The organism is Pseudoalteromonas phenolica (genome assembly GCF_005886345.1).
GTDB lineage: Bacteria > Pseudomonadota > Gammaproteobacteria > Enterobacterales > Alteromonadaceae > Pseudoalteromonas > Pseudoalteromonas phenolica_A.
Genome location: NZ_PNEC01000008.1, coordinates 13,075 through 37,115 on the forward strand (window position 1 = coordinate 13,075; position 24,041 = coordinate 37,115).

Annotated in this window: 22 protein-coding genes; 18 read left to right on the forward strand and 4 right to left on the reverse strand. The window is 41.6% G+C overall.

The genetic code is table 11. The features are described from left to right. Window positions 1-74 precede the first annotated feature (74 nt). The 15 genes from leuS to CWB72_RS04105 all read left to right on the forward strand — a co-directional run bounded on the left by leuS (window position 75) and on the right by CWB72_RS04105 (window position 14,981). The gene (gene leuS, locus CWB72_RS04035) at window positions 75-2,663 is read left to right on the forward strand and encodes a leucine--tRNA ligase (RefSeq protein WP_138629444.1); all 2,589 of its coding nucleotides are present in this window, start codon (window positions 75-77) and stop codon (window positions 2,661-2,663) included. A 1-nt stretch (window position 2,664) separates the two neighbouring features. Next, window positions 2,665-3,162, forward strand: a complete 498-nt coding sequence (lptE, locus tag CWB72_RS04040; RefSeq protein WP_138629446.1) for an LPS assembly lipoprotein LptE — start codon at window positions 2,665-2,667, stop codon at window positions 3,160-3,162. Further along, window positions 3,162-4,199, forward strand: a complete 1,038-nt coding sequence (gene holA / locus CWB72_RS04045; RefSeq protein ID WP_138629448.1) for a DNA polymerase III subunit delta — start codon at window positions 3,162-3,164, stop codon at window positions 4,197-4,199. Before lptE ends, holA begins: the two co-directional genes overlap by 1 nt. A 5-nt stretch (window positions 4,200-4,204) precedes the next feature. Further along, a complete protein-coding gene (nadD, locus tag CWB72_RS04050) occupies window positions 4,205-4,834 on the forward strand; it encodes a nicotinate-nucleotide adenylyltransferase (protein WP_138629450.1) in 630 nt (209 codons plus the stop codon). 56 nt (window positions 4,835-4,890) lie between these two features. Beyond that, window positions 4,891-5,208, forward strand: a complete 318-nt coding sequence (gene rsfS, locus CWB72_RS04055) for a ribosome silencing factor (protein WP_058031648.1) — start codon at window positions 4,891-4,893, stop codon at window positions 5,206-5,208. Window positions 5,209-5,210: 2 nt separating this feature from the next. Next, complete coding sequence (gene rlmH / locus CWB72_RS04060) at window positions 5,211-5,681, forward strand: 23S rRNA (pseudouridine(1915)-N(3))-methyltransferase RlmH (protein ID WP_138629452.1); 471 nt, start codon at window positions 5,211-5,213, stop codon at window positions 5,679-5,681. A 10-nt stretch (window positions 5,682-5,691) separates the two neighbouring features. Next, window positions 5,692-7,563, forward strand: a complete 1,872-nt coding sequence (gene mrdA / locus CWB72_RS04065) for a penicillin-binding protein 2 (RefSeq protein ID WP_130254978.1) — start codon at window positions 5,692-5,694, stop codon at window positions 7,561-7,563. Continuing rightward, a complete protein-coding gene (gene rodA, locus CWB72_RS04070) occupies window positions 7,563-8,669 on the forward strand; it encodes a rod shape-determining protein RodA (protein WP_138629454.1) in 1,107 nt (368 codons plus the stop codon). The genes mrdA and rodA overlap by 1 nt, the downstream gene beginning before the upstream one ends. After that, a complete protein-coding gene (locus CWB72_RS04075; protein ID WP_138629456.1) occupies window positions 8,666-9,427 on the forward strand; it encodes a septal ring lytic transglycosylase RlpA family protein in 762 nt (253 codons plus the stop codon). The genes rodA and CWB72_RS04075 overlap by 4 nt, the downstream gene beginning before the upstream one ends. 47 nt (window positions 9,428-9,474) lie before the next feature. Next, the gene (locus tag CWB72_RS04080) at window positions 9,475-10,638 is read left to right on the forward strand and encodes a serine hydrolase (protein WP_138629458.1); all 1,164 of its coding nucleotides are present in this window, start codon (window positions 9,475-9,477) and stop codon (window positions 10,636-10,638) included. A 130-nt stretch (window positions 10,639-10,768) separates the two neighbouring features. Next, window positions 10,769-11,047: a DUF493 family protein YbeD gene (ybeD, locus tag CWB72_RS04085; RefSeq protein ID WP_058030832.1), complete on the forward strand. Its 279-nt coding sequence runs from the start codon at window positions 10,769-10,771 to the stop codon at window positions 11,045-11,047. Window positions 11,048-11,056: 9 nt separating this feature from the next. Next, window positions 11,057-11,710, forward strand: a complete 654-nt coding sequence (lipB, locus tag CWB72_RS04090) for a lipoyl(octanoyl) transferase LipB (protein ID WP_138566970.1) — start codon at window positions 11,057-11,059, stop codon at window positions 11,708-11,710. Beyond that, window positions 11,707-12,672 carry a lipoyl synthase gene (gene lipA / locus CWB72_RS04095; protein ID WP_130254973.1) on the forward strand — a complete coding sequence of 322 codons (966 nt, stop codon included), beginning with the start codon at window positions 11,707-11,709 and terminating at the stop codon, window positions 12,670-12,672. Before lipB ends, lipA begins: the two co-directional genes overlap by 4 nt. Before the next feature lie 182 nt (window positions 12,673-12,854). Then, window positions 12,855-14,060 carry an aromatic amino acid transport family protein gene (locus CWB72_RS04100; protein WP_130254972.1) on the forward strand — a complete coding sequence of 402 codons (1,206 nt, stop codon included), beginning with the start codon at window positions 12,855-12,857 and terminating at the stop codon, window positions 14,058-14,060. 54 nt (window positions 14,061-14,114) lie between these two features. Further along, window positions 14,115-14,981, forward strand: a complete 867-nt coding sequence (locus CWB72_RS04105; RefSeq protein WP_138629460.1) for a hypothetical protein — start codon at window positions 14,115-14,117, stop codon at window positions 14,979-14,981. Between the two features lie 30 nt (window positions 14,982-15,011). Here CWB72_RS04105 and CWB72_RS04110 read toward each other — a convergent pair whose 3' ends face one another. The 3 genes from CWB72_RS04110 to pomA form a co-directional block, all read right to left on the reverse strand. Beyond that, window positions 15,012-15,518 (reverse strand): hypothetical protein, encoded by a 507-nt coding sequence (locus CWB72_RS04110; protein WP_138629462.1) that lies wholly within the window; start codon window positions 15,516-15,518, stop codon window positions 15,012-15,014. A 205-nt stretch (window positions 15,519-15,723) separates the two neighbouring features. Continuing rightward, complete coding sequence (locus CWB72_RS04115) at window positions 15,724-16,653, reverse strand: flagellar motor protein MotB (protein ID WP_130254969.1); 930 nt, start codon at window positions 16,651-16,653, stop codon at window positions 15,724-15,726. After that, window positions 16,654-17,421: a flagellar motor protein PomA gene (pomA, locus tag CWB72_RS04120; RefSeq protein WP_138629464.1), complete on the reverse strand. Its 768-nt coding sequence runs from the start codon at window positions 17,419-17,421 to the stop codon at window positions 16,654-16,656. A 326-nt stretch (window positions 17,422-17,747) separates the two neighbouring features. Here pomA and CWB72_RS04125 point away from each other — a divergent pair, with 326 nt between their 5' ends. The 3 genes from CWB72_RS04125 (at window position 17,748) to dxs (ending at window position 20,852) form a co-directional block, all read left to right on the forward strand. Beyond that, on the forward strand, window positions 17,748-17,990 hold the full coding sequence (locus CWB72_RS04125; RefSeq protein ID WP_130254967.1) for an exodeoxyribonuclease VII small subunit: 243 nt from the start codon (window positions 17,748-17,750) through the stop codon (window positions 17,988-17,990). 9 nt (window positions 17,991-17,999) lie between these two features. Next, window positions 18,000-18,887: a (2E,6E)-farnesyl diphosphate synthase gene (gene ispA / locus CWB72_RS04130; RefSeq protein WP_130254966.1), complete on the forward strand. Its 888-nt coding sequence runs from the start codon at window positions 18,000-18,002 to the stop codon at window positions 18,885-18,887. 105 nt (window positions 18,888-18,992) lie between these two features. Continuing rightward, a complete protein-coding gene (gene dxs, locus CWB72_RS04135; RefSeq protein ID WP_130254965.1) occupies window positions 18,993-20,852 on the forward strand; it encodes a 1-deoxy-D-xylulose-5-phosphate synthase in 1,860 nt (619 codons plus the stop codon). Window positions 20,853-20,937: 85 nt separating this feature from the next. Here dxs and CWB72_RS04140 read toward each other — a convergent pair whose 3' ends face one another. Further along, entirely contained in the window at window positions 20,938-24,039 is a 3,102-nt protein-coding gene (locus tag CWB72_RS04140; RefSeq protein ID WP_436409844.1) for a two-component regulator propeller domain-containing protein, read from the reverse strand. Window positions 24,040-24,041 lie beyond the last annotated feature (2 nt).

Below are 24,041 nucleotides of genomic sequence, written 5' to 3' on the forward strand. Positions count from 1 at the left end.
CTGTGATTCACTCAGTTTTTGGGGTATGCTATCGAACAATTTTTTATTAATTTGCAAGAAGTCTGGAAACATAGATGCAAGAGCAATATAACCCGCAAGACATTGAGTCAAAAGTCCAACAATATTGGGAAGAAAACAAGACGTTTAAAGTCGTAGAAGACGAGAACAAAGAGAAGTACTACTGTCTCTCTATGTTCCCTTACCCAAGTGGTCGACTGCATATGGGTCACGTGCGTAACTACACCATTGGTGATGTGGTATCTCGTTTCCAGCGCTTACAAGGTAAAAACGTGATGCAACCTATGGGTTGGGATGCGTTTGGTCTACCAGCAGAAAACGCGGCAATTAAAAACAACACAGCCCCAGCTAAGTGGACTTACGAAAACATTGATTACATGCGTGGTCAGCTAAAACAACTTGGCTTTGGTTACGACTGGGATCGTGAAATTGCAACATGTCACCCAGAATATTACAAATGGGAACAGTGGTTCTTCACTAAGCTTTACGAGAAAGGCTTAGTTTACAAAAAAATGTCTACCGTCAACTGGGATCCAGTTGACCAAACAGTTCTGGCTAACGAGCAGGTTATCGACGGTCGCGGCTGGCGTTCAGGTGCGCTTGTAGAGCAAAAAGAAATTCCTCAGTGGTTCATCAAGATTACTGATTACGCTCAAGAGCTACTAGATGATTTAGACAAGCTTGAGCACTGGCCTGAGCAAGTTAAAACCATGCAGCGTAACTGGATTGGTCGCTCTGAAGGTTTAGAGATTGACTTCAAACGTGCTGATAATGGTGAAACTTTCACTGTTTACACTACTCGCCCTGACACCTTCATGGGTGTGACTTACGTTGGTGTTGCTGCTGGTCACCCGATTGCGTTAGAAGCTGCTAAGAATAACCCTGAAGTTGCTGCATTTGTTGAAGAATGTAAGAACACCAAAGTTGCTGAAGCTGATATGGCAACGATGGAGAAAAAAGGCATCGACACAGGCTTTAAAGCCATTCACCCATTGACTGGTGAAGAAGTGCCTGTATGGGCCGCAAACTTTGTACTTATGGACTATGGTTCAGGTGCGGTTATGGCAGTACCAGGTCATGACCAACGTGACTACGAGTTTGCGACAGCTTACGGTCTTGATATCAAACAAGTTATTGCGCCTGCTGAAGGTTCTGAACTTGTAGCTGACCTTTCAAAAGAAGCATTTACTGAAAAAGGCACGCTGATTAATTCTGGCGAATTTGACGGTCTTGAATTTAAAGCAGCATTCAACGCCATTGCTGACAAACTAGAAGGCATGGGTGCAGGTAAGCGTAAAGTTAACTTCCGTCTTCGTGACTGGGGTGTTAGCCGCCAGCGTTACTGGGGCTCACCAATCCCAATGCTAAATAAAGAAGACGGTTCTGAGCTTGCAGCGACTGAAGATATGCTACCGGTTCGTCTACCAGAAGACGTGGTAATGAACGGTGTAACTTCACCAATTAAAGCAGATCCTGAGTGGGCTAAAACCACAGTGAACGGAGAACCTGCATTCCACGAAACAGATACGTTCGATACTTTCATGGAATCTTCATGGTACTACGCACGTTACTGTAGCCCACGTTATGACGAAGGTATGTTAGAGCCTGGTGCAGCGAATTACTGGCTACCGGTAAACCAATATATTGGTGGTATCGAGCACGCGATCCTTCACCTACTTTACTCGCGTTTCTTCCACAAACTCTTACGTGACTGTGGTTTAGTGAACTCAGATGAGCCGTTCGAGCGGCTACTATGTCAGGGCATGGTATTAGCTGAAACTTATTTCCGTAAAGACGAAAAAGGCGGTGATGTTTGGATTTCACCAACTGACGTTGAAACTGAAACTGACGATAAAGGTCGTATCACTAAAGCGTGGCACAAAGACGACGGTCAACCAGTAGAGTCTGCTGGTATGTCTAAAATGTCTAAATCAAAGAACAATGGTATTGATCCACAAACTGTTATCAAGCAGTACGGCGCAGATACAGTTCGTTTATTCATGATGTTCACAGCGCCACCAGAGCAAACTCTAGAATGGTCTGACTCGGGTGTTGAAGGGTCACTTCGTTTCCTTAAACGTGTTTGGAAATACGCAGTAGACGTCAATGCTGCAGGCACTGCTGAGCTTGACCTTGCGGCACTTAATAGCAACCAGAAAGTGCTACGTCGTGAAATCCACAAAACCATTGCAAAAGTGACTGATGATGTTAAGCGTCGTCAAACGTTCAATACTGCGATTGCTGCTATCATGGAGCTATCTAACAAGCTTGCAAAAGCACCGCTTAAAGATGCACAAGATATTGCGTTAGCAAACGAAGCACTTAATGCCATCGTGATTATGCTTGCACCGATTGCACCGCATATGTGTCATCAATTATGGCAAGACCTTGGTCACGAAGGTGACGTGTTAGATGCAACATGGCCTGAAGTTGACCAAGCTGCACTTGTTGAAGACGAAAAACTTATCGTTGTGCAAGTAAATGGTAAACTGCGTGCTAAGCTAACAGTTGCTGCCGGCTCAACGAAAGAACAAGTTGAAGCACTGGCATTTGCTGAAGAGAACGTGTCTAAGTTCATCGAAGGCAAAGAGATCCGTAAAGTGATTTACGTACCTGGTAAACTACTTAATGTGGTTGCAAACTAAGATGCGTTTAACGCATTCAATTAAGCATGGGCTAGCATTTTTGCTAGCCTGTGTTTTGTTATCTGGCTGTGGCTTTCATTTAAAGCAAGCGTCTTACTTACCACCTGAACTTCGTGCGCTTCACCTTAGTGCAGATGATAGTAAGTCAGATCTATTCACCGTGTTAAGAAAAGATCTTGTTAACTCACAAGTTTTAATTAACCTAGGTAGCAACCAAAAAAAGCTACCAGAATTACATCTCTATCGAGACTCTTTAACTCGTCAAACTTTGAGCTTATTCAAAAATGGTCAAGTTGCGCAGTATGAGTTGGCTTATTCAGTGTCATACCGTGTTACTCGCCCTGGTAGCGACCCAGTTGAAAAAGGCTTCGAAATCTATCGCAACTATCAAGATGACCCTGACAATGCTCTAGCTAAAGCAAAAGAGTTAGATATTATTCTGGATGAACTTCGCCATCAGGCGAGCAAACGAATTATTCGAGAGCTATCACAACTCTAATGCGCTGTTACGCTAATCAACTTCCCGATACTTTGCGCAAAGGCCTAGCCCCATTCTATTTGGTGTTAGGTGAAGAACCTTTTCAAGAAGCACAATGTGTGCAGCAAATAAAGCAAGCGGCAAAACAACAAGGCTTCGACGAAGTCATTAAATTTAGTTTGTTACCAGGCTTTGATTGGCAAGAATTACTTGCACAATACAATAGTATGTCACTGTTTAGTGCACGCACACTAATTGAGTTTGACTTGAACCAGCAAAAACCCGGTACTGCAGGTAGTGATGCATTTAAGCAGCTAACTGCTCAACCAAACCCTGATGTGGTTTTAATAGTCAAAGGTCAAAAGGCAAGTCAAGAAATCCAACGTGGCGCATGGTTTAAAGGCTTAGAAAAGCAAGGCGTATATGTGCCTTGTTATGAATTGACTGGCCAACACTTGCAGCGATGGCTTGATTCGCAAGCCAAGCAGTTGAAAGTCGCGCTAACACAAGATGCTAAAAAGCAACTTTTACTTGCTACAGAAGGCAATTTACTCGCGACACATCAAGAGCTAGAAAAATTAGCGCTGCTGTACCCCGCTCAAACCATCAATGATGAACAAATCCTGGCGGGCCTGCTTAATCAAAGTAAATTTGATATTTTTGACCTGACTAATGCAACCCTTGCTGGTCAGGCAAAAAAAATCACTAAAGTGATGGTTAAGTTAGCTGAAGATAACACCGAGCCGAATACCCTAGTTTGGGCGCTGAATAAGCAGCAGCAGACCTTAGTATCAATTAAGCAAGGCTTACAACAAGGTCAAAATATTACTGCGCTCTATAAACAGCACAATATTTGGAAAAACCAGCAGCCTTTAACTCAACAAGCACTTGATAGATTACCTTTGCATCAACTTGAGCAAATCGGTCTGTTATTGGCACAAATAGACAGTGGCTATAAACGCGGAGAACTCACAGCGCCTTATCAAGCACTACTTCATTGCGCACTAAGCTTTTGCTATCACATTCCAATTGGTCTACCCATAAATCACACTGATTAAACAATATGATTGCACTTTTCGGTGGTACTTTTGATCCCGTCCATTTAGGACATCTAAACATGGCCGAGCAATGCGTTACAGAGCTAGGGCTGTCTGAATTACGATTCTTACCATGCGCCATACCTGTACACAAAGCACAGCCTAAGATTACTGACACACACCGTCTCAACATGCTCGAGTTAGCAACTCAAGGTAAGAGAGCATTCACTATTGATAAAAGAGAGCTTGAGCGACAAGGACCTTCTTATTCACTGTTAACACTGCAGGAATACCGAGGCGAGCAGCCTAATTCATCCATCATTTTTTTGATGGGTATGGACTCATTCAATAGTTTAACGTCTTGGTATGAATGGCAAGCCATTACACAGCTTTGCCACATCGTGGTATATCAGCGACCAGGCGAGGCTTACAAACCAAACCCAGCTCTTGCCAACTACGTGGAACAAGCTCAAGTTGAGACAAGTGAGCTGTTACTCACGAAAAAAGCAGGTCATTGTCATTTTTTAACCGGTCCAAGTTTTGATGCCGCATCTAGCGATATCAGAAAACTAATAAATAATCAAAAACCTATGGAACAATTTCTCGCGTCTTCGGTCATAGATTACATTCGTACTCATCAGCTCTATGCTGAATAAACCAATGTACTGTGCTACCATACGCGCCTTATTTTTTAAGCATAGAGATACAAGATTTGAATTCTGAACAATTATTAGACTTTGCATTAGACAAAGTTGACGACATGAAAGCCCGTGACATTGTTAAGTTAGATGTAAAAGAAGTGAGCTCTGTAACGGATTATTTGGTCATTTGCTCAGGTAACTCAAAACGTCACGTACAGTCTATTGCTGAACACGTTGCTAAAGAAACGCGTCATGCTGGTGAAGACCTATTAGGCATTGAAGGACAAGATGTGGGTGAGTGGGTATTGGTTGATTTGGGTGATGTGGTTGTTCATGTTATGCAAGATCAAACTCGTGACTTGTATGACTTAGAGAAACTTTGGGGCTAACTTTGAAGATTCAATTGATTGCCGTTGGCACAAAAATGCCAGCTTGGGTTGAAACTGGATTTAAAGAATATCAACGCCGATTTCCTAAAGATATGGCATTAGAGTTACTTGAAATTCCAGCAGGTAAACGAGGCAAAAATGCAGATATTAAACGCATTTTGCAGCAAGAAGGTGAGAAAACACTCGCAGCCATCCCTAAAGGTAATCGTATTGTCACGCTAGAAGTCACAGGTAAAGCTTGGGATACGCATCAATTAGCCAACAATATGCAAAAGTGGCAGCTAGATGGTCGCGATGTCAGCTTATTAATTGGTGGCCCTGAAGGGCTTGCACCTGAATGTATTGCAGCTTCTGAGCAAAAGTGGTCATTATCAGCACTCACCTTGCCTCATCCTCTGGTACGTATTATTGTTGCTGAAAGTTTGTATAGAGGTTGGAGTTTAAATAACAACCATCCCTATCACAGAGAATAATGCCAAATAAATGATCTATAAAAGACCAACAATACGTGACCATTCTGCTGAGGCAAACTTGTTTGCACGTCGCGCTTTTGTTGGTTTTGTATTTGTCACCATTCTTATCGGAATATTGCTCAGCAACGCCTATAACCTTCAAGTTAAAGAGCATGATACATATAAAACTCGCTCTAATGATAACCGCATTAAAGTTATCCCTGTCGCCCCTAACCGAGGTTTAATTTACGACCGTAATGGTGTTTTACTGGCCGAAAACCGCCCAGTTTATAACCTTGAAGTGATCCCTGAGCAAGTTGATAATATTGCTGAACAACTTGCTGACATTGGTACGCTACTCAATATTTCGATAGAAGATCAGAATACCTTTTTAAAAAACATTCGCCGTAAACAACGCTTTAAGAGTCGTGTAATTAAAGCTCGACTAAATGAACAGGAAGTTGCCTTATTTTCGGTTAATCAACATAAGTTTCCTGGTTTCAGCATAGAAGCCCGCCTTGCTAGATATTATCCTTATGCTGACACCCTCACCCACGCTCTGGGTTATGTCGCCAAACTAAACAGAAAAGAACTGGCTGAACTTGAACTCAATGACGAAGCTACGAATTACCGAGCAACCCATGATATTGGCAAACTGGGGATCGAGAAATTTTACGAAAGAGAGTTGCACGGCATTGTTGGTTCACAACGTGTTGAAGTGAATAACCGAGGCAGAGTGATCCGCACTTTGAGTGTTGACGCCCCAACGCCAGGACAAGATTTAGTTTTAACATTAGACATCGGTTTGCAACAAGTTGCCAAAAAGGCGCTTGAAGGTATGCGTGGCGCAATTGTGGTCATGGATCCAAAAGATGGTGGTATTCTCGCGCTGTATTCTAACCCAAGTTATGACCCTAATCTGTTTGTTCATGGCATTAGTGGTAAAGACTATCGCGCTTTATTAAACCCTGACCGACCTTTGATCAATAGAACAACTCAAGGTCGCTATGCACCTGCTTCAACGGTCAAGCCACATTTAGCTATTCTAGGATTAGAAGAAGAGGTGATAAAAGAAGATACTCGAATCTGGGACCCTGGCTTCTTCCAATTACCTAATGTTGAGCATAAATGGCGAGACTGGCAACGCTGGGGGCATGGCCATGTTGATGTATACAAAGCCATTGAAGAATCTTGTGACACTTTTTATTACCATATAGCTAATGAAATGGGGATCACCAAAATCAGTGACTTTATGAATAAATTTGGCTTTGGTGATTTATCTGGTATCGATATTCATGAAGAGACTGCAGCCATATTACCTACAGTAGCTTGGAAAAAAGAGCGCTTTAAAGAAAACTGGTGGACAGGGGACACCATCTCTGTAGGTATAGGCCAAGGTTACTGGACTGCGACGCCTATGCAAATTGCCAATGCTGTTACCATCATGGTTAACAAAGGAGAGCATTATCAACCTCACCTTGTACAAGTTAAAAAGCAGTATGATGACATTACACCAATGTATACCGAAGAGCGTCCACCTATTATTCTTAACAATGAAGATCATTGGCGTATCGCATTAGAAGCCATGCATAATACGGTAACCAAAGTAACTGGGACTGCTCACAAAGCTTTTAAAGGTGCAGACTACGATCCTGCAGGTAAAACAGGCACAGCCCAGATAGTTAGCATTGCACAAGGTGAAAAGTACGATGCTGAAAAGCTAAAAGAGCGCCATCGCGATAATGCTATTTACACCGGTTTTGCGCCTTATAATGACCCAAGAGTCGTTGTGACTGTCGTGGTAGAAAACCAAGGTGGCGGCAGTAAAATTGCAGCCCCCATTGCACGTCAGCTAATGGATTACTATTTCACTGCCAATCCGCTTCAAAAAGGAACAAACTAATGGTGCTGAGTCACAAGCGTACTTTTTGGCAAAAAGTCCACTTAGATTTACCTTTATTAATTGCATTATGTTGCATGATGTTGGGCAGCTTAGCCATAGTTTATAGCGCAAGCGGGCAAAATATGGATATGATACTCAGGCATTCCATCCGCATGGGTGGTGCCATAGTCGCGCTACTGGTATTTGCACAAATCCCCCCTATTACATTAAAACGCCTTGTTATTCCCTTGTATTTAATTGGTCTCGCCATGTTGGTCGCAGTGTTTTTCTTTGGCATTACCATAAATGGTGCTAAACGCTGGTTAAACTTAGGCGTCACTAACTTTCAACCATCTGAAGTCATGAAACTTGCAGTGCCAATGATGGTTGCTTGGTATATTTCTCAACATCGTATGCCTCCTAAGTTACTCAATCTCTTTATCGGCTTTGTTTTGTTGTGTGTACCGACTTTTTTAATTAAAGAACAACCTGATTTAGGCACATCTTTATTAATAGCAAGCTCAGGTATTTTTGTGCTGTTTCTCGCGGGTTTGAGTTGGCGACTCATTGGTGGTGCTGTGTTATTAATGATCCCTGCGGTATTTGCTTTTTGGCATTACGGAATGCGCGCTTACCAAAAGCAACGCGTGATGACTTTACTCGACCCAGAAAGCGACCCACTCGGAGCCGGTTATCATATTATCCAATCAAAGATTGCCATTGGCTCTGGCGGTGTTGAGGGTAAAGGCTGGTTACACGGAACCCAATCACAACTTGAGTTTTTACCTGAGCGACACACAGATTTTATCTTCTCGGTATTGAGTGAAGAATTTGGTTTAATGGGTGTTGTTCTGCTGCTAAGTGTTTATTTATTTATTATTGGCCGAGGCTTACTGATTGCTGTAAAAGCACAAGATGCATTCAGCAAACTACTCGCAGGTGCCTTAACATTGACTTTCTTTGTTTATGTATTTGTCAATATCGGCATGGTATCAGGGCTATTACCTGTTGTTGGCGTTCCTTTACCTCTTATCAGTTACGGTGGTACTTCAATGGTTACGCTCATGGCAGGGTTCGGTATCATAATGTCTATAGCGACAGATAAGAGGATGTTATTAAAATCATGACTAGGTTGTATAAGGCAGGTTTACTTGCACTTTTTGTCATTTTTATCATTGGCTGTAGTTCACGCTATCATACACGCCAAGACACAGCGCCTGTTCGTACTCCAACTGAGCACGAAATGCGTGATGCCAAAGTCAAAGCTGAACCTAAAAGTGTTAGTGCAGGAAGACCCTATGTGGTGAGAGGCAAACAATACCACCCCATGTCTGACGAAAAAGGCTACACCGCAGAAGGGATTGCGTCGTGGTATGGACAAAAGTTTCACGGTTACTATACCTCAAACGGTGAAATCTTTAACATGTATGACATGACCGCAGCGCACAAAACACTGCCACTACCCAGTTTTGTCAAAGTAACCAATTTAGAAAATGGTAAATCTGCCATTGTCAGAGTCAATGACCGCGGACCATTTCACGATGATCGCATCATAGACTTATCTTATGCCGCAGCCTATAAGCTAGGTTATCATAACCAGGGTACAGCTAAGGTTCAGATTGAAGCCATTACACTTGATAGAGTTGCACCAAGATTAACTTATATTCAGGTCGTTGCTAGTAGTAATAAAAACAATATTCAAAAATTAGCGAACAAATTAGGTACCCAACTAGAGATCAATACCAACATTGCACAAGAGGGTGGGCTTCATAAATTAAGGCTCGGACCATTAGAGAGTGACGAGCACGCTCAAACACTTCTGAAAAGTTTGCAAGCGGGGGAATTTCGCCACGCCTTCTTGCTTTACAGTGAGCAACGACTTTAGAATAGAAAAGAGCTGACTAATTTTAATTTTACCGACAAAAGAACATAATGACTTTATTAAAAACCAAACTACTCACCAAAATTTGTGGCCTTGTGTGCTCTGCTACACTGTTTTCAGCTTCTGCACAAATTCTTCCTTCTACCCCGCAGATCAATGCGAAAGGTTATTTCTTAGTTGACTACACCACAGGTAAAGTCATTGCCGAAGGTGAACCAGACACTAAACTCGCTCCAGCTAGCTTAACCAAGATGATGACTAGCTATGTGATCGGTGTCGAAATTGAAGCCGGTAATATTTCACCAGATGATAAAGTCACGATTAGTGAAAAAGCGTGGGCAAAAAACTTCCCAGGTTCATCAGTGATGTTTATCGAAGTTGGTAAACAAGTCACTGTAGACGACCTTAACCACGGTATCATTATTCAATCGGGTAATGATGCGTGTGTTGCTATGGCCGAGCATATTGCTGGTAGTGAAAGTGCATTTGCAGATTTAATGAATGCACATGCCGAGAAGCTAGGTATGTCTAACACGCACTTTATTAATAGTCATGGTCTAGATACTGACGAACACTACACCACACCTCGTGATATGGCGACTTTAGGTGCAGCACTTATTCGTGACGTGCCAGAAGAGTATGCGCTTTACAAAGAAAAGTCTTTTACCTACAACGGTATAAAACAATATAACCGTAACTCTCTTTTATGGGATGCAAGTCTTGACGTTGATGGTATTAAAACAGGTCACACGTCAGAAGCTGGCTACAGTCTAGTAACTTCAGCCACCAAAGACGATATGCGTTTAATTGCTGTTGTGATGGGCACTGATAGTGAACGTGCACGTAAAGTTGAAAGCAAAAAATTACTAAATTATGGCTTCCGTTTCTTTGAAACAATTACTCCATATAAAGCAGGTGATAGCTTTGCTGAGCAACGTATTTGGATGGGTAATAAAGAAACTGTTTCATTGGGTATTTTAGAAGACACCCCAATTACAATTCCTCGTGGCCAGCGTAAAAACTTAAAGGCTAATTTTGAATTAGACAAGACACTTGAAGCGCCACTTGCGAAAGGCACCACTGTTGGTAAATTATTCTTGCAGTTAGAAGGTGAAGAAATTGCTCAATACCCACTTGTCACACTTGAAGAAATTGAAGAGGGTAGCTTCTTCAGCAAGATCTATGACTATTTACGTTTACAGATTATGCAATAACTGATTTAACACTGTGCAACGCCTCCTTTGTGAGGCGTTTTTTTTTGCCGTAAAAATGATAGAATGCCCGCCATTATTGAGCGTGTGTAAAATAAAAACGCTACACACCATTTGCAATGAGGACACCTTCATGGTTCAACCTGTTAAAAATACTAAGTTTGACGAATACTTAGAGTTCCCTTGCCCATTTACATTCAAAATTATGGGTCTAGCAAATGTAAATCTGACTGATCAGATCCTTGCAAAACTGCAAACAATTGCTCCTGGCGACTATGCGCCTAAAGTAAAGCCAAGTAGCAAAGGCACTTATGAGTCAGTTACTTTGGTAGCAACAGTGACGTCAAAAGAGCACATCGAGCAAATCTATACCGAAATTGGTAATATTGAAGACGTGCGTTACGTACTTTAAGGGACACTAATGACACAAAGTACCGTGATAGTTCGTCAATTAGGTTTACGTAGTTACGAACCTATTTGGCAAAAGATGCAAGACTTCACTGACACCCGCGATGATAACAGCGCTGATGAAATCTGGTTTGTTGAGCATGAGCCTGTATTTACTCAAGGGCAAGCAGGTAAAGCTGAACATGTATTAGCACCGGGCGATATACCTGTTATTCAAGTTGACCGAGGTGGTCAAGTCACTTATCACGGTCCGGGTCAGCAAATGATGTATGTACTTTTCAACCTCCGCCGTCTAAAAATCGGAGTCAGAGAACTCGTTACTTGGCTTGAAGAGTGCATTGTCGACCTACTCAAAGAGTACGACATCAATGCTTATGCAAAAGCCGACGCCCCCGGTGTTTATGTCAACGACAGTAAAATTGCATCACTGGGCCTTCGCGTTCGTCGCGGCTGCTCATTTCATGGACTTGCATTAAACGTAAACATGGACATGAGTCCATTCATGCGTATCAACCCTTGCGGTTATGCAGGCATGAACATGGTACAAACAAGCGAATTAAATGGCCCGTCGCAGCTCGATGAAGTTGCGCAAGGTCTTGTTAAACATATGCAAAAACGCTTAAAAGCAGAGCATGTTGAACACAAAAAAGGGTTTGAGAACGAATGAGTAAACCAGTAAAAATGGAGCCCGGGGTAAAGCTTCGCGATGCTGAAAAAATGGCATTGATCCCAGTTAAGGTTATGCCAACTGAGCGTGATGAAATGCTTAGAAAACCCGAGTGGCTTAAGATCCGTTTACCGAAATCAAGTGAACGTATTGAGGGCATCAAGCAAGCCATGCGCAATCACGGATTACACTCTGTATGTGAAGAGGCGTCTTGCCCTAACTTATCTGAGTGCTTTAATCATGGTACCGCCACGTTCATGATCTTAGGTGCAATTTGTACACGCCGTTGTCCTTTCTGTGATGTTGCACACGGCCGCCCATTAAAACCAGATGCTGAAGAGCCGGAAAAACTGGCTTTAACCATCAAAGATATGAAGCTGAAGTACGTAGTTATCACTTCTGTAGATCGTGATGATTTACGTGATGGTGGCGCACAACACTTTGCTGATTGTATTAAGGCAATCCGTAAGCACAATCCTGAAATCACCATTGAAATCCTAGTACCTGATTTCCGTGGCCGTATGGAAAAAGCATTAGAAATATTAACTGAAACGCCACCAGATGTGTTCAACCATAACTTAGAAACTGCACCACGCCTTTATAAGCTAGCGCGTCCAGGTGCCGATTATAAGTGGTCTTTAGAATTACTTCGTCGTTTCAAAGAAGCTCACCCGAATGTTAAAACCAAATCAGGTCTTATGGTTGGTTTAGGTGAAGAGATTTCTGAAATCGAAGAAGTGTTGCGTGACCTTCGTGAGCACAATGTTGACATGTTAACTGTTGGCCAATATTTACAGCCTTCTAAGCACCATTTACCTGTAAAGCGTTATGTGCCACCAGTTGAATTTGATGCATTAAAAGACTATGCCGACGAGATTGGCTTTACACATGCTGCATGTGGCCCGTTTGTTCGCTCTAGCTATCATGCAGATCAGCAAGCAGCAGGTAAAGAAGTTAAATAATCACTACTTTTAGAAAAAACGCGATGTCGAGACATCGCGTTTTTTATGCCTAAATTTCAGCTCTCTGCAGCGTAATGTAAAACATATATTACAAACACGTATCTTGATTTATAACAAAGTAGTTTCAATTTTTCGCTCTGCGTTATATCTTGCCTGCTCTCTCACACATAAAGGGGCAAAATGTGATTAAGAATAAAACCATCGGCAGTATGCTGATTGTCGCAGGAACGACAATTGGTGCAGGTATGTTGGCCTTACCAATTGCTTCAGCAGGTATCGGTTTTAGCGCGTCATTAATTTTAATTTTATTTACCTGGTTTCTGATGACTTACACAGCACTTTTAATGCTTGAGCTTCATCAATATGCTAACCCAGATGCAACCTTAAATACCCTAGCTAAAACATTGCTTGGCAAACGCGGGCAATATGTTGCCAACTTTGCGATGGTGTTTTTATTCTATGCCTTATGTGCAGCATATATAGCTGGAGGGGGTTCACAGTTACAAAGCAAAATAAATGCAGCCTTTGACACTAATGTTGCTCCTCAAGTCGGTTCGATTCTAATTGCAATTCTGGTTGCAACGATTGTAACCATGGGCACGTCAACGGTAGATAAATTAAACCGAGTTTTATTTACAGTTAAGGTACTTGTATTAGCAAGTCTCTTCTTTGTATTGACGCCCTATGTGCAAGGCCAACACCTTCTTGAAATGCCGCTTGAACAAGGCTTACTCATATCAGCAATCCCTGTTATATTCACGTCTTTTGGTTTTCATGGTTCAATTCCTTCTATTGTTAAATATGTCGGTGTTGATATTCGTTCTCTTAAAAAAGTAATGATATTCGGTGCGTCTGTGCCTCTTATTATTTATGTATTTTGGCAATTGATCAGCCAAGGTATGATGAGTCAGTCTCAACTATTACAAGCCGAGGGGTTACAAGGCTTTATCGGTAATGTCACGCAATTAGTACAAAGCCCACAAGTAAGTACTTCTATTACTATCTTTGCAGATCTTGCTCTTGCTACTTCTTTCTTGGGTGTGAGCTTAGGCTTATTTGACTTTTTTGCCGATACCTTTAAACAGGGCGACAACAAAAGTGCCCGATTAAAAACAGCATTTATTACTTTCTTACCACCTCTAGGCTTTGCCCTTTTTTATCCTCAAGGGTTTATAACAGCGCTAGGCTATGCCGCAATTGCGCTGGTAATTTTGGCGATATTTTTACCTGTTGCGATGGTTTGGGTACAGCGCGCACAGCAACAAGAAATAGAGGGCTATCAAGTTAAAGGCGGCCGTTTAGGATTGAGTCTTGCGGCTTGCTGTGGAGTTGTCATAATAGCAGCTCAAGGTTTGCAGATGTTTGGTGTTATTCCAGCACTAGGCTAATTACGACTTTTTGGGGTTATCCCGCAAACCTGATAACCCTTCACAAGGACGACTATGAGATCTCACTTGGTTTTACTTTCGCTGTCTTTTTTAAGTGCTTGTAGTGGCGGTGGCAGTGAGCCTCTAAGAAAAGACAACACAACTACTCCCTCCATTACTCAAACAGCCCAATGCGGTGATAGTTTCTCTGCTCAGCGGAATTTAAATAAGCAAGAAATAAATACAGCTTATTGGCAAATAGAAGGTGAACAGCTTCAGACAAAACCACAAGTAAACTTCTTTACAACTCGCTCTAGTAGCCTTGCAGAGACTTCTTATCGAGGCTCAGAAACTCTATGTGAACAAGTAGCCAATATATTCGGTGCAGATATCAGAGAAACTTGGCAAGGTGCTGAAACAAGCTCTATCAAGCCAGGACAGCAATTAAAATATACACCTGAATTAAGCTTATCATTCTCTCTACCTAACTTCGCATCTTTAGCCGATTGGCGAGCTCAAGGCAGTCCCCGCTCGGTGACGACACAGCTTGCTAAAAGCACCTTAACTGTTTGGTATGAAAACAATGAAGATCAACGTTTTTTACAAGGCGAGTTAGTAAACAATCAAAAAGAACTACCGCTTAATTGTGAAAACAATGCCTTTCAATTAACGGTATTGCTAAGCGAAATTGACTCACAATTTAGTGCGAATCTAAACCCTGCTTATTGTGAAGAAAGTAGAAATGGAAATATTACGAAAACGTCTTGTTTGAATGTTAGTTTGGCAGAAACGGTTGCAATTGAACAATGCCAGTTTGCTCTAACCGATGTATATATACCTGATAGTCAAGGCAATAAAACGGCTGTTAAATTGGCTGGAAAAGTGAGCGCTGCGACTGACTCAGGTGTGATACTTAACGTCGATGGTATTGATATAAATTAACCCATAGCTAAGATTTCAATGTTGTAGCTATTAAGTCGCAGTTGAGCGTGTCTTGAATTTTGTTTTAATCACAAAAAATACTGGCAGAAAACACAGTATCACAGTACAAATATTTACCAGTGGTAATATTGTTTTATACAAATAGGTTGAGTAGCTTAAATCTAGATAGTGTCTGTCTACTAATCTAAACAGCTGCATAATTGGTGCAGGCAAAATGATCAATTGCGCAAGCACACTTTGCCATAAGTATGCTTTATCTTTGAGAGCCCAGATAGCTAAAATAGCCATAAAAACCAGATCACTGAATGCCCAATAGATGTAGCGAATAACATAGAGATCGGCATCTACTTGCTTCACGACCGGAAAAGAAAAATATCCTAAAACGTAAAATGCGGCACATAATGCCGCATATCTTAATGCTTTCTCATCTCTTAAAACTAAAAACAACACCACAGCAATAAAAGTTAATAATGTTGCATGATCTCTGATCAATAGAAGAAACTGATTGAAGTAAGTGCTGTTTAAATCGAAGGACATAAGAGTGCATTCTAGTCCGGATGATTAAACTAATGACACCTTAGGTGGCTCATCATTATCATCAGCACCATCGCCATTATTACCTGGAATATAAGCGTATTTACTTAACATAGACATATGTGTATCTCCTTGATAGTTGGTCCAAGTTCAAATTAGCGTAAAATGAACCATCTATCAAGAAAGATAATACTAAAGCGCTACAAAATTAATTACCACGCAATTCTATAGGATCGGATTCTTTTGCCTTACCTTGCAAAATAGAAATTTCGACACGGCGGTTTCGGCGCCTATCATTATCATTCTCATTCGGAACCAATGGCCTAGTATCCGCGTGACCCACTACTACCATACGATTCTTATCAAACCCTTGAGCTTTAACCATTTCACTGGCAACAGCTACGGCACGTGTTGCCGATAAGTCCCAATTATTCGAGTAAAGCTCGTTAGTCACTTGAAAATCATCAGTATGGCCTGAAACGGTTATTTCACCGGGAACATCTTTGAGTAAATCTGCGATTTCACGAATGATAGGTTTGAATTTAGGTTGAAGAAATGCGCTACCAGAGGGGAAAGCACCATTTTCTTGGATCCGAATAATAATTTGCTGACCTAATGACTCAAGTTCAATCGCACCATCCATAATCTGCTTTTCCATTTGCTGAGCGATCTTTTTCACAAGCTCATTTACTTGCTCTTGATCTGCAGCTGAAATAGCTTGCTCCATCGATTGCTCTTGCGAGGTACTTTGTGATTCGCCACCCCGCTTATTGCCTCTCTGCTCTTGACGTCCCCCTGCAGAGGCTTCATCACCAGCTTGGAACTCCAACATTTGTTGTGTCATTTCAACAGTTTGCTGTTGAATTGTCTCAATAGGAGTGGGCTCAGGTTTACCTGGAGTAAACTCCATTGCAATGACGCTTGTCCCTTTTGGAATATCTTTTACTTCAATTTTGTTTTGCACACCGAAAGCAAACTTCATAGAACCAGCAATCTGTTTAAACTTCAATACATCCATCTCTGAGAAAGCCAGCAGCAGTACGAAGAAACACATCAATAACGACATTAAGTCAGCAAATGTTCCCATCCAAGCAGGTAAACCCGGGGGAGGACATTTACATTCTTGTTCATCTGACATCTACTCCTCCTTATCGCTACCGCGTTTTGATTCTGGGAGGTAGTTTTTAAGAATACCTTCAATTACTTTCGGGTTTTGACCATCTTGAATACCCAAGATAGCATCTAGAATTAAACGTTGGTTTTGTTCTTCTTCATCTTTACGAAGTTCAAGTTTAGCTTGGATTGGAATAGCAACTACATTGGCAAGGAATGCTCCGTATAAGGTTGTGAGAAGCGCTACCGCCATCGCCGGACCAATCGCTTTTGGGTCATCCATGTTTGATAACATAGCAACAAGACCAATTAGCGTGCCTATCATACCCATAGCTGGTGCGATATCCGCCAAAGATTTAAATAAGTTAGCACCTAATTCATGGCGCGTTGTTGTCAAAGAAATATCTTTAAGTAATGTCGCGCGAACAACATCAGCATCGTGACCATCAACAAGCATATCAACTCCTTTACGCATAAATGCGTTAGGGATTTCTGCTTCTTCAAGCGCTAAAAAACCGCCCTTTCGAGCTGAATCTGCAAGCTCTACCGCTTTTTCAATCAACTCTTCCGGAGTCTCAATTTTAAACATGAAGGCCTTACCAACGACTTTACCTATGCCTAAGAACTGGCTCATAGTAAAGTTCGAGAGTACGATGAAAATAGAGCCACCGAATACAATGACGGTAGATGGGCCATCACCAAACATGGCCAAGTCACCATTACTACTCATGAACATCGCCATGATGACCAAACCTATTGCACCTACTATTCCGATAACGGTTGCTAAATCCACTATCCCCTCCAGAGAATACTTATCATTACTTTTTTATTATGACACTCGAAGTCAATTTTTTGAGTGGCAACTACAAATATCATGCTTAATTCGAATATTTGCAAACCTTGTGCCTATGTTACATTGAAAGGTCTAGCTTTCAGTAAGACTTTTATCGGCAAAATATTGAATATCTTAACTCAATTATCACCTTAATTAATTGAGCTTAACGAATAATTTGCTCGAAATAACTTTATTGTCTCACAAACTCTACAACAAGTTTTGACCTGAGTCCGTAATCCCCCTAAAATTGCCATCTTACAAATAATCGCTGAACAAGAAGTAATATGGCTGCAAAAAAACCTGAAAATTTAAGTTTTGAAGAAGCAATGGCAGAACTTGAAGACATAGTTCAAGCAATGGAACAAGGTAGCCTTACTTTAGAACAGTCACTCAAACAATTTGAACGTGGTGTACAACTTGCCAATGCTTCAAATGAAAAGCTGAGCAACGCAGAGCAAAAAGTTTCGATTCTTATGGGCAATGACCCTGAAGCACCCGTTACTGCAATGCCTAACCAGCTAGATTAAGATCTAACAGTGAATTTATTAGAACAAATTAGAGCAGCACAAAGTCGGCTAGATACCTATATAGGTGAATACTTTTCGAAGCCGTTAGACACGGATAATACGGTAAAAGAGGCCACTTATTATAGTATAAATAATGGTGGCAAACGTCTTAGGCCATTTCTTGTGTATAGTGTGGGTAACCTATTTGGTGCCAATGAAGCTGACCTAGATGTAGCAGCTGCCGCCATTGAGTGTATTCATAGTTACTCTTTAGTACATGACGATCTTCCTGCTATGGATGACGATGATTTACGTAGAGGTAAGCCGACCTGTCATATAGCATTTGATGAAGCACAAGCGATTTTAGCCGGTGATGCACTACAAACTTTAGCATTTGAGCTATTAAGTGAACACACCTTCCAAGTATCTGCCCAGCAGCAGTTAGCTATGATAAATACATTGGCCAAAGCCTCTGGTATTCAAGGAATGGTGGGTGGACAAGCCCTTGATATTGCAGCGACCGATATGAGTGTAACCTTAGATGAGCTGGAACGTATACATCGCTTAAAAACAGGGGCTCTTTTAAATTGTGCCATTAAACTTGGCGCATATTGTGCGCCAAATATTGATGAAGAAGTAATGAGCGCTTTAGATACCTATGGGCAAAAACTAGGGTTAGCATTTCAAGTTCAAGACGATATCCTTGATATTGAAGGCGACACTGCCGTGCTCGGTAAACCTCAAGGCTCTGACTTAGATAATCACAAGTCAACCTACCCTGCATTACTTGGGCTTGATGGTGCAAAGAATAAAGCACATCAATTAGTGGAAGATGCGCTGCTTGCACTTGATGCAATACCTCATAATACCGATGTATTAGCAGAACTGGCAAAATATATAATTGAGCGTGATCACTAATACTCTACCATGACGTATTGATGACGAGCAGAATAAAATTTATAAAAATTAAGTAAACCTTTGTATATAATTGAATAAGGTTTGTGTAGGACACATGTTGAAAGAATGAAACTGGACAGTAGCAAGTACCCATTACTCGCCTTGGTTGATGAACCGGCGCAATTACGTCAATTACCACAGCCCCAACTGGGTAAGCTGAGCGACGAATTAAGAGATTACTTACTTAATTCGGTTTCTCAGAGCAGTGGCCACTTGGCTTCAGGCTTAGGCACCGTCGAGCTGACAGTGGCTTTACATTACGTATATGACACACCTGAAGATAGATTAATTTGGGATGTGGGTCATCAAGCTTACCCACACAAAATCTTAACGGGTCGTCGCGATGCCATGCATACGATCCGTCAAAAAGATGGGTTGCATCCATTTCCTTTTCGTGAAGAAAGTCAATATGACACCTTCAGTGTGGGCCATTCAAGTACCTCAATTTCAGCGGCATTAGGTATGTCTATTGCTGCTCAGAAAGAAGGGAAAGGCCGTAAAACTGTCGCCGTTATAGGTGATGGTGCGATCACTGCAGGTATGGCATTCGAAGCGATGAACCACGCTGGAGATATCAAGTCTGACATGCTAATTATCTTAAATGATAATGAGATGTCTATCTCTGAAAATGTAGGTGCGCTAAACAACCACTTTGCACGTATTCTTTCAGGTAGCTTCTATACCAATATTCGTGAAGGCAGTAAGAAAATTCTCTCTGGTGTACCGACGGTCAAAGAGCTTGCAAGTCGTATGGAAGAGCACTTAAAGGGCATGGTCATTCCTGGCACTTTCTTCGAAGAGCTTGGTTTAAATTACATTGGTCCAATTGATGGTCACGACGTTAATATGCTCGTTGATACGCTAAGAAATATGCGTAACCTTAAAGGGCCACAGATTTTGCACATCAAAACGCAAAAAGGTAAAGGTTACAAACCAGCTGAAGCCGACCCTATCGGCTACCACGGTGTGCCAAAGTTCGATCCAAGCGTGCATAGCTTGCCAAAATCGAAACCTAGCGCCCCTACTTTTTCAAAAGTATTTGGTGATTGGTTATGTGATATGGCAGCACAAGATCCTAAGCTTATGGCGATTACACCAGCGATGCGTGAAGGTTCAGGTATGGTGCGTTTCTCAAAAGAGTTTCCTGAACAGTACTTTGATGTTGCCATTGCTGAGCAACACGCTGTTACCCTAGGTGCAGGTTTCGCATGTGAAGGCCTTAAACCCGTAGTTGCTATCTACTCAAGCTTCTTACAACGTGCTTACGACCAACTTATTCACGATGTCGCGCTACAAAACTTACCTGTGCTATTTGCAATTGACCGTGCAGGTATTGTTGGCGCTGATGGTGAAACTCACCAAGGTGCATATGACTTAAGCTTTATGCGCTGTATTCCAAACATGATCATCATGGCACCAAGTGATACCAACGAATGTCGTCAGATGCTTTACACTGGCTACCAGTGTAACCAACCTGTTGCGGTGCGTTACCCTCGTGGTAGTGCCGGTGATAATGATGTAGAAACGCAGATGCAAGCGTTTGAAATTGGTAAGGGCAACGTGATCCGTGAAGGTGAGAAAGTGGCCATCTTAAGTTTTGGCACACTACTTCATAATGCCAAACAAGCTGCTGAAAAGTTAAATGCAACTCTCGTTGATATGCGATTTGTAAAACCGCTTGATGAAGCCCTCCTCGTTGAACTGAGCAAAACCCATGATCGCTTTGTATGTCTTGAAGATAACGCCATAGCCGGTGGTGCTGGCAGTGCTGTTATGGAATTCCTCGGCGCACAAGGTATTCACACACCGGTGTCATTATTTGGTATTCCAGATGAATTTATCAAGCACGGTACGCAAGACGAAATGCATGCAGAAATGGGCTTATGTGCTGATTCAATCGAGCAGCGTATTAGGGCGCTACTTTAATAAACACTGAAGCATAAAAAAAGGAGCCTTAGCTCCTTTTTTTATGCTTTAAAATCTTTAATGAAATGAAACTTACCACTTAGAATTAACGCATCCAAATTTTCACATCTGCGAGCCCATTAGCCTGTAAGGTTTGTAGTTGAGACTCCACATTACTTGTTTGCTCAAACTCAAATGCATCCAACTGTTCATCAAATGTAATCGTTGCAGCACCATCGCCACCACGTTGTTTTACTTGATGAAGTGCAACATCGGCTAAATTAACAGAGGCCTCCCAACTGATAACTTGCCCACCTAATAAAGGCAGAGGATAAAATGACCAGCCCATAGAAACCGTCATATTGATTGACTTACCATTCGGTAATTGGAAATCACATTCAGCAATAGCACGGCATAGCTCTTTTATATAGCTTTCAATCGCGTCACGTTTAAAATCTCTGAGCAATAATAAAAACTCATCACCACTCCAACGTGCCACATAATCAGAGCCTTGTGTCCGAGTATTGAGCAACGTTGAAAGCTGTTGCAAACAGCTATCTCCCCCTATAGGGCCATAGGCATCATTCACTTTACTAAAGTTATCGACATTTATGATAAGTAGTACTAGACGCTTATTTTGCTGCTGAAGCGACTGTGCATTACGCTGATAGTGTTCGACATCTTTTGGCAACTGATCAAACAAGAAACGACGGCTTTTCAGTCCTGTTAACTCATCTGTATGACTCACTAACTTCATTTGCGTATTCACTTCATTAAGCTTATCGTTAGCTTGCCTTAATGCCATAGTTCGCTCAGCGACTAAGCTTTCTAGCGCTTGCTGTTTGCGGCGTTCTTGAGCTCTGAATATCCAAAAGAATACGTAAAACAGCAAAACAAAGCCCAAGGCAATCAATAACCTAAAATAAATTGTTTCGTCAAATCGCCTAGGGATTTCAATTCGTTGTGAGACACTACGCGCTTGTTGCCACCCTTCACCTTTTCGTTTTACTTGTAGTTCAAAACTATAAACTCCCGGTGCTAAGTTAGTGTAAATCGCCTCACGACGATTAAACACTTCACGCCATTCACTTTGTTCTTTCCCTGTCAGTCTATATCTAAACTCAATCCCTGTGGGAGCATAAAAGTCAATTGCTGTGTAGTTAATGGTAATATCGCGTTCACTGGTATCTAAATTCAGTAAATCGGTGAACTCACTAGCAATCAGTTCTCTATTTTGCGTTAGTACTGCTTCTAATTTAGGTGTTAGCTCTTTAGAACCGAATAGTTCAACGTTCTTCGGGATCTCAACCATTCCCTGTGAGCTTGGATACCAAATAGAATTTTGTTGCTCTAAAACAGCATCACCACCAAACCCAGAACAACACCGCCCTACTTTACCATCTAGCTGACGATCGAATTGACTGATCACCTGTTCAACTTTCAAATTCGAAATAGGATGCGCAAACTGCGCGGCAGGAAGACGATATACCCCTTTTCTGGTACTGACCCAAATTAATGCCTGTTGCTCATCATAATAGAGCGAGGATATTGAACCATGAGGTAAGCCATTTGAGGCATCAAGCTGATACCAATCGCCCTTTGCAGTTCGATAAAATAACCCATCATTCCAAGAGCCAACTAAAGTCGCCACACCTTGAATATATAAAATACTGGTAACATAAGCGGACTCTAAAGACGTTTGACCACCGAGCTTTTCAATGCCTTTTTGATTAAATTGATAAGCTCCTTTGTTGGTGCCTATAAACCCGACATTTGGCTGATCATTGATATACGTGACAAACCTACTGCCTAGACTGCCTAAATAATCGTTATAGGCAAAAGGAGTTAGTCCAGAGTATTCAAGACGATATATACCACTACCTGTACCAATCCAAATTCCCCCTCGCTGAGATGGTGTAATGGCCAATACAGGAGTTTGTCGAAGCTCTCGAAACGGCAATAGCTGTAATACACCTTGCTCGTAAATTAATGTCCCACGCTCAGTACCTATGAAAAGGCTGTTACCGCTAAACTCAAGCTCATAAACCGCACTGTTATTGAGTTCTTCTGAGTCAATAACAACCTGAAATGCATCTTGGTTATTTAAATAGCCAACACCACTTCTAGCGGCTATCCAAGTTCTACCCTGATTGTCTGTTGTCATTGCAGTGATCCCTTGCTGACTATTCCCGTCAATCATATGACGGGCTATATTGCCAGTATGTGCAAACCACAAGCCTTCGTTTAAACTGGCAAACCAAATATTCCCTTCGCCGTCTTTAAACATATCAGAAAACCAAATTGCTTGATCGGCATGAATAGGCTCCACATAACGCCAGTCAGACACACCTTCTCTGAACATAAGTCTGCTAGAGGTAGATACCCATAACCCTGTATCTGAGTCGTACATAAATTTATAGACAGCACCGTTACCGAGCTCAGTATATTTTCTAAGTACCTGATCGATATCTAAGAAGTAAGCACCTAATTCAGAGGCTAAATACAAACGCCCCTCAATCCATGCTAAATCATGAATAATAGTCTGTGCTAATTGTTCTGGGAGAGATAAACGAAAGCCAAGCTCTAGACGAAACACATCTCTGCGATTGGTGGCTGATTTGGTAATTTTTAAAAGATTACGCTCATTTACCAACCATAAACCATCGGTACCTTGGGCGATTTTAGACACACTACCTACAATCTGATTAATGCGGTTAACAGGAAACTTTTTATTGTCTTCTGCTGAATCAAATGCACGTTGTGCTTGTTGGTCATTGCCAATGTAAAATAAGCCATTACCTGCAACCCAGATGTCACCTTGACTATCCTCAACAATATCTAAAATTGGCCCTTTGATATTAAAAGAATGCACTTTTAATGTATGAGGATCCAGACGGTGTAATCCACGTTTCGTTCCAATCCATAACTTACCATGTCTATCTAACAGTAACTTATGAATGGCATTGGTTTGCAAGAATTGTGTGTTTTGGGTTGTGAAATTGCGAAACTGATAACCATCAAAACGACTGAGACCAAATTGAGTGCCAAGCCATACATAGCCTTGTTGGTCTTGCACCAAACTTTTTATTGATTGTGAGGGTAAGCCATTTTGTACATTCCATTGCTTCACAATATAGTCATTGATGGCAGCCGATACTGAAAAACTCATCAGTATAAACAGCCAAGACACTAGCAAGGTTTTTTTGATCA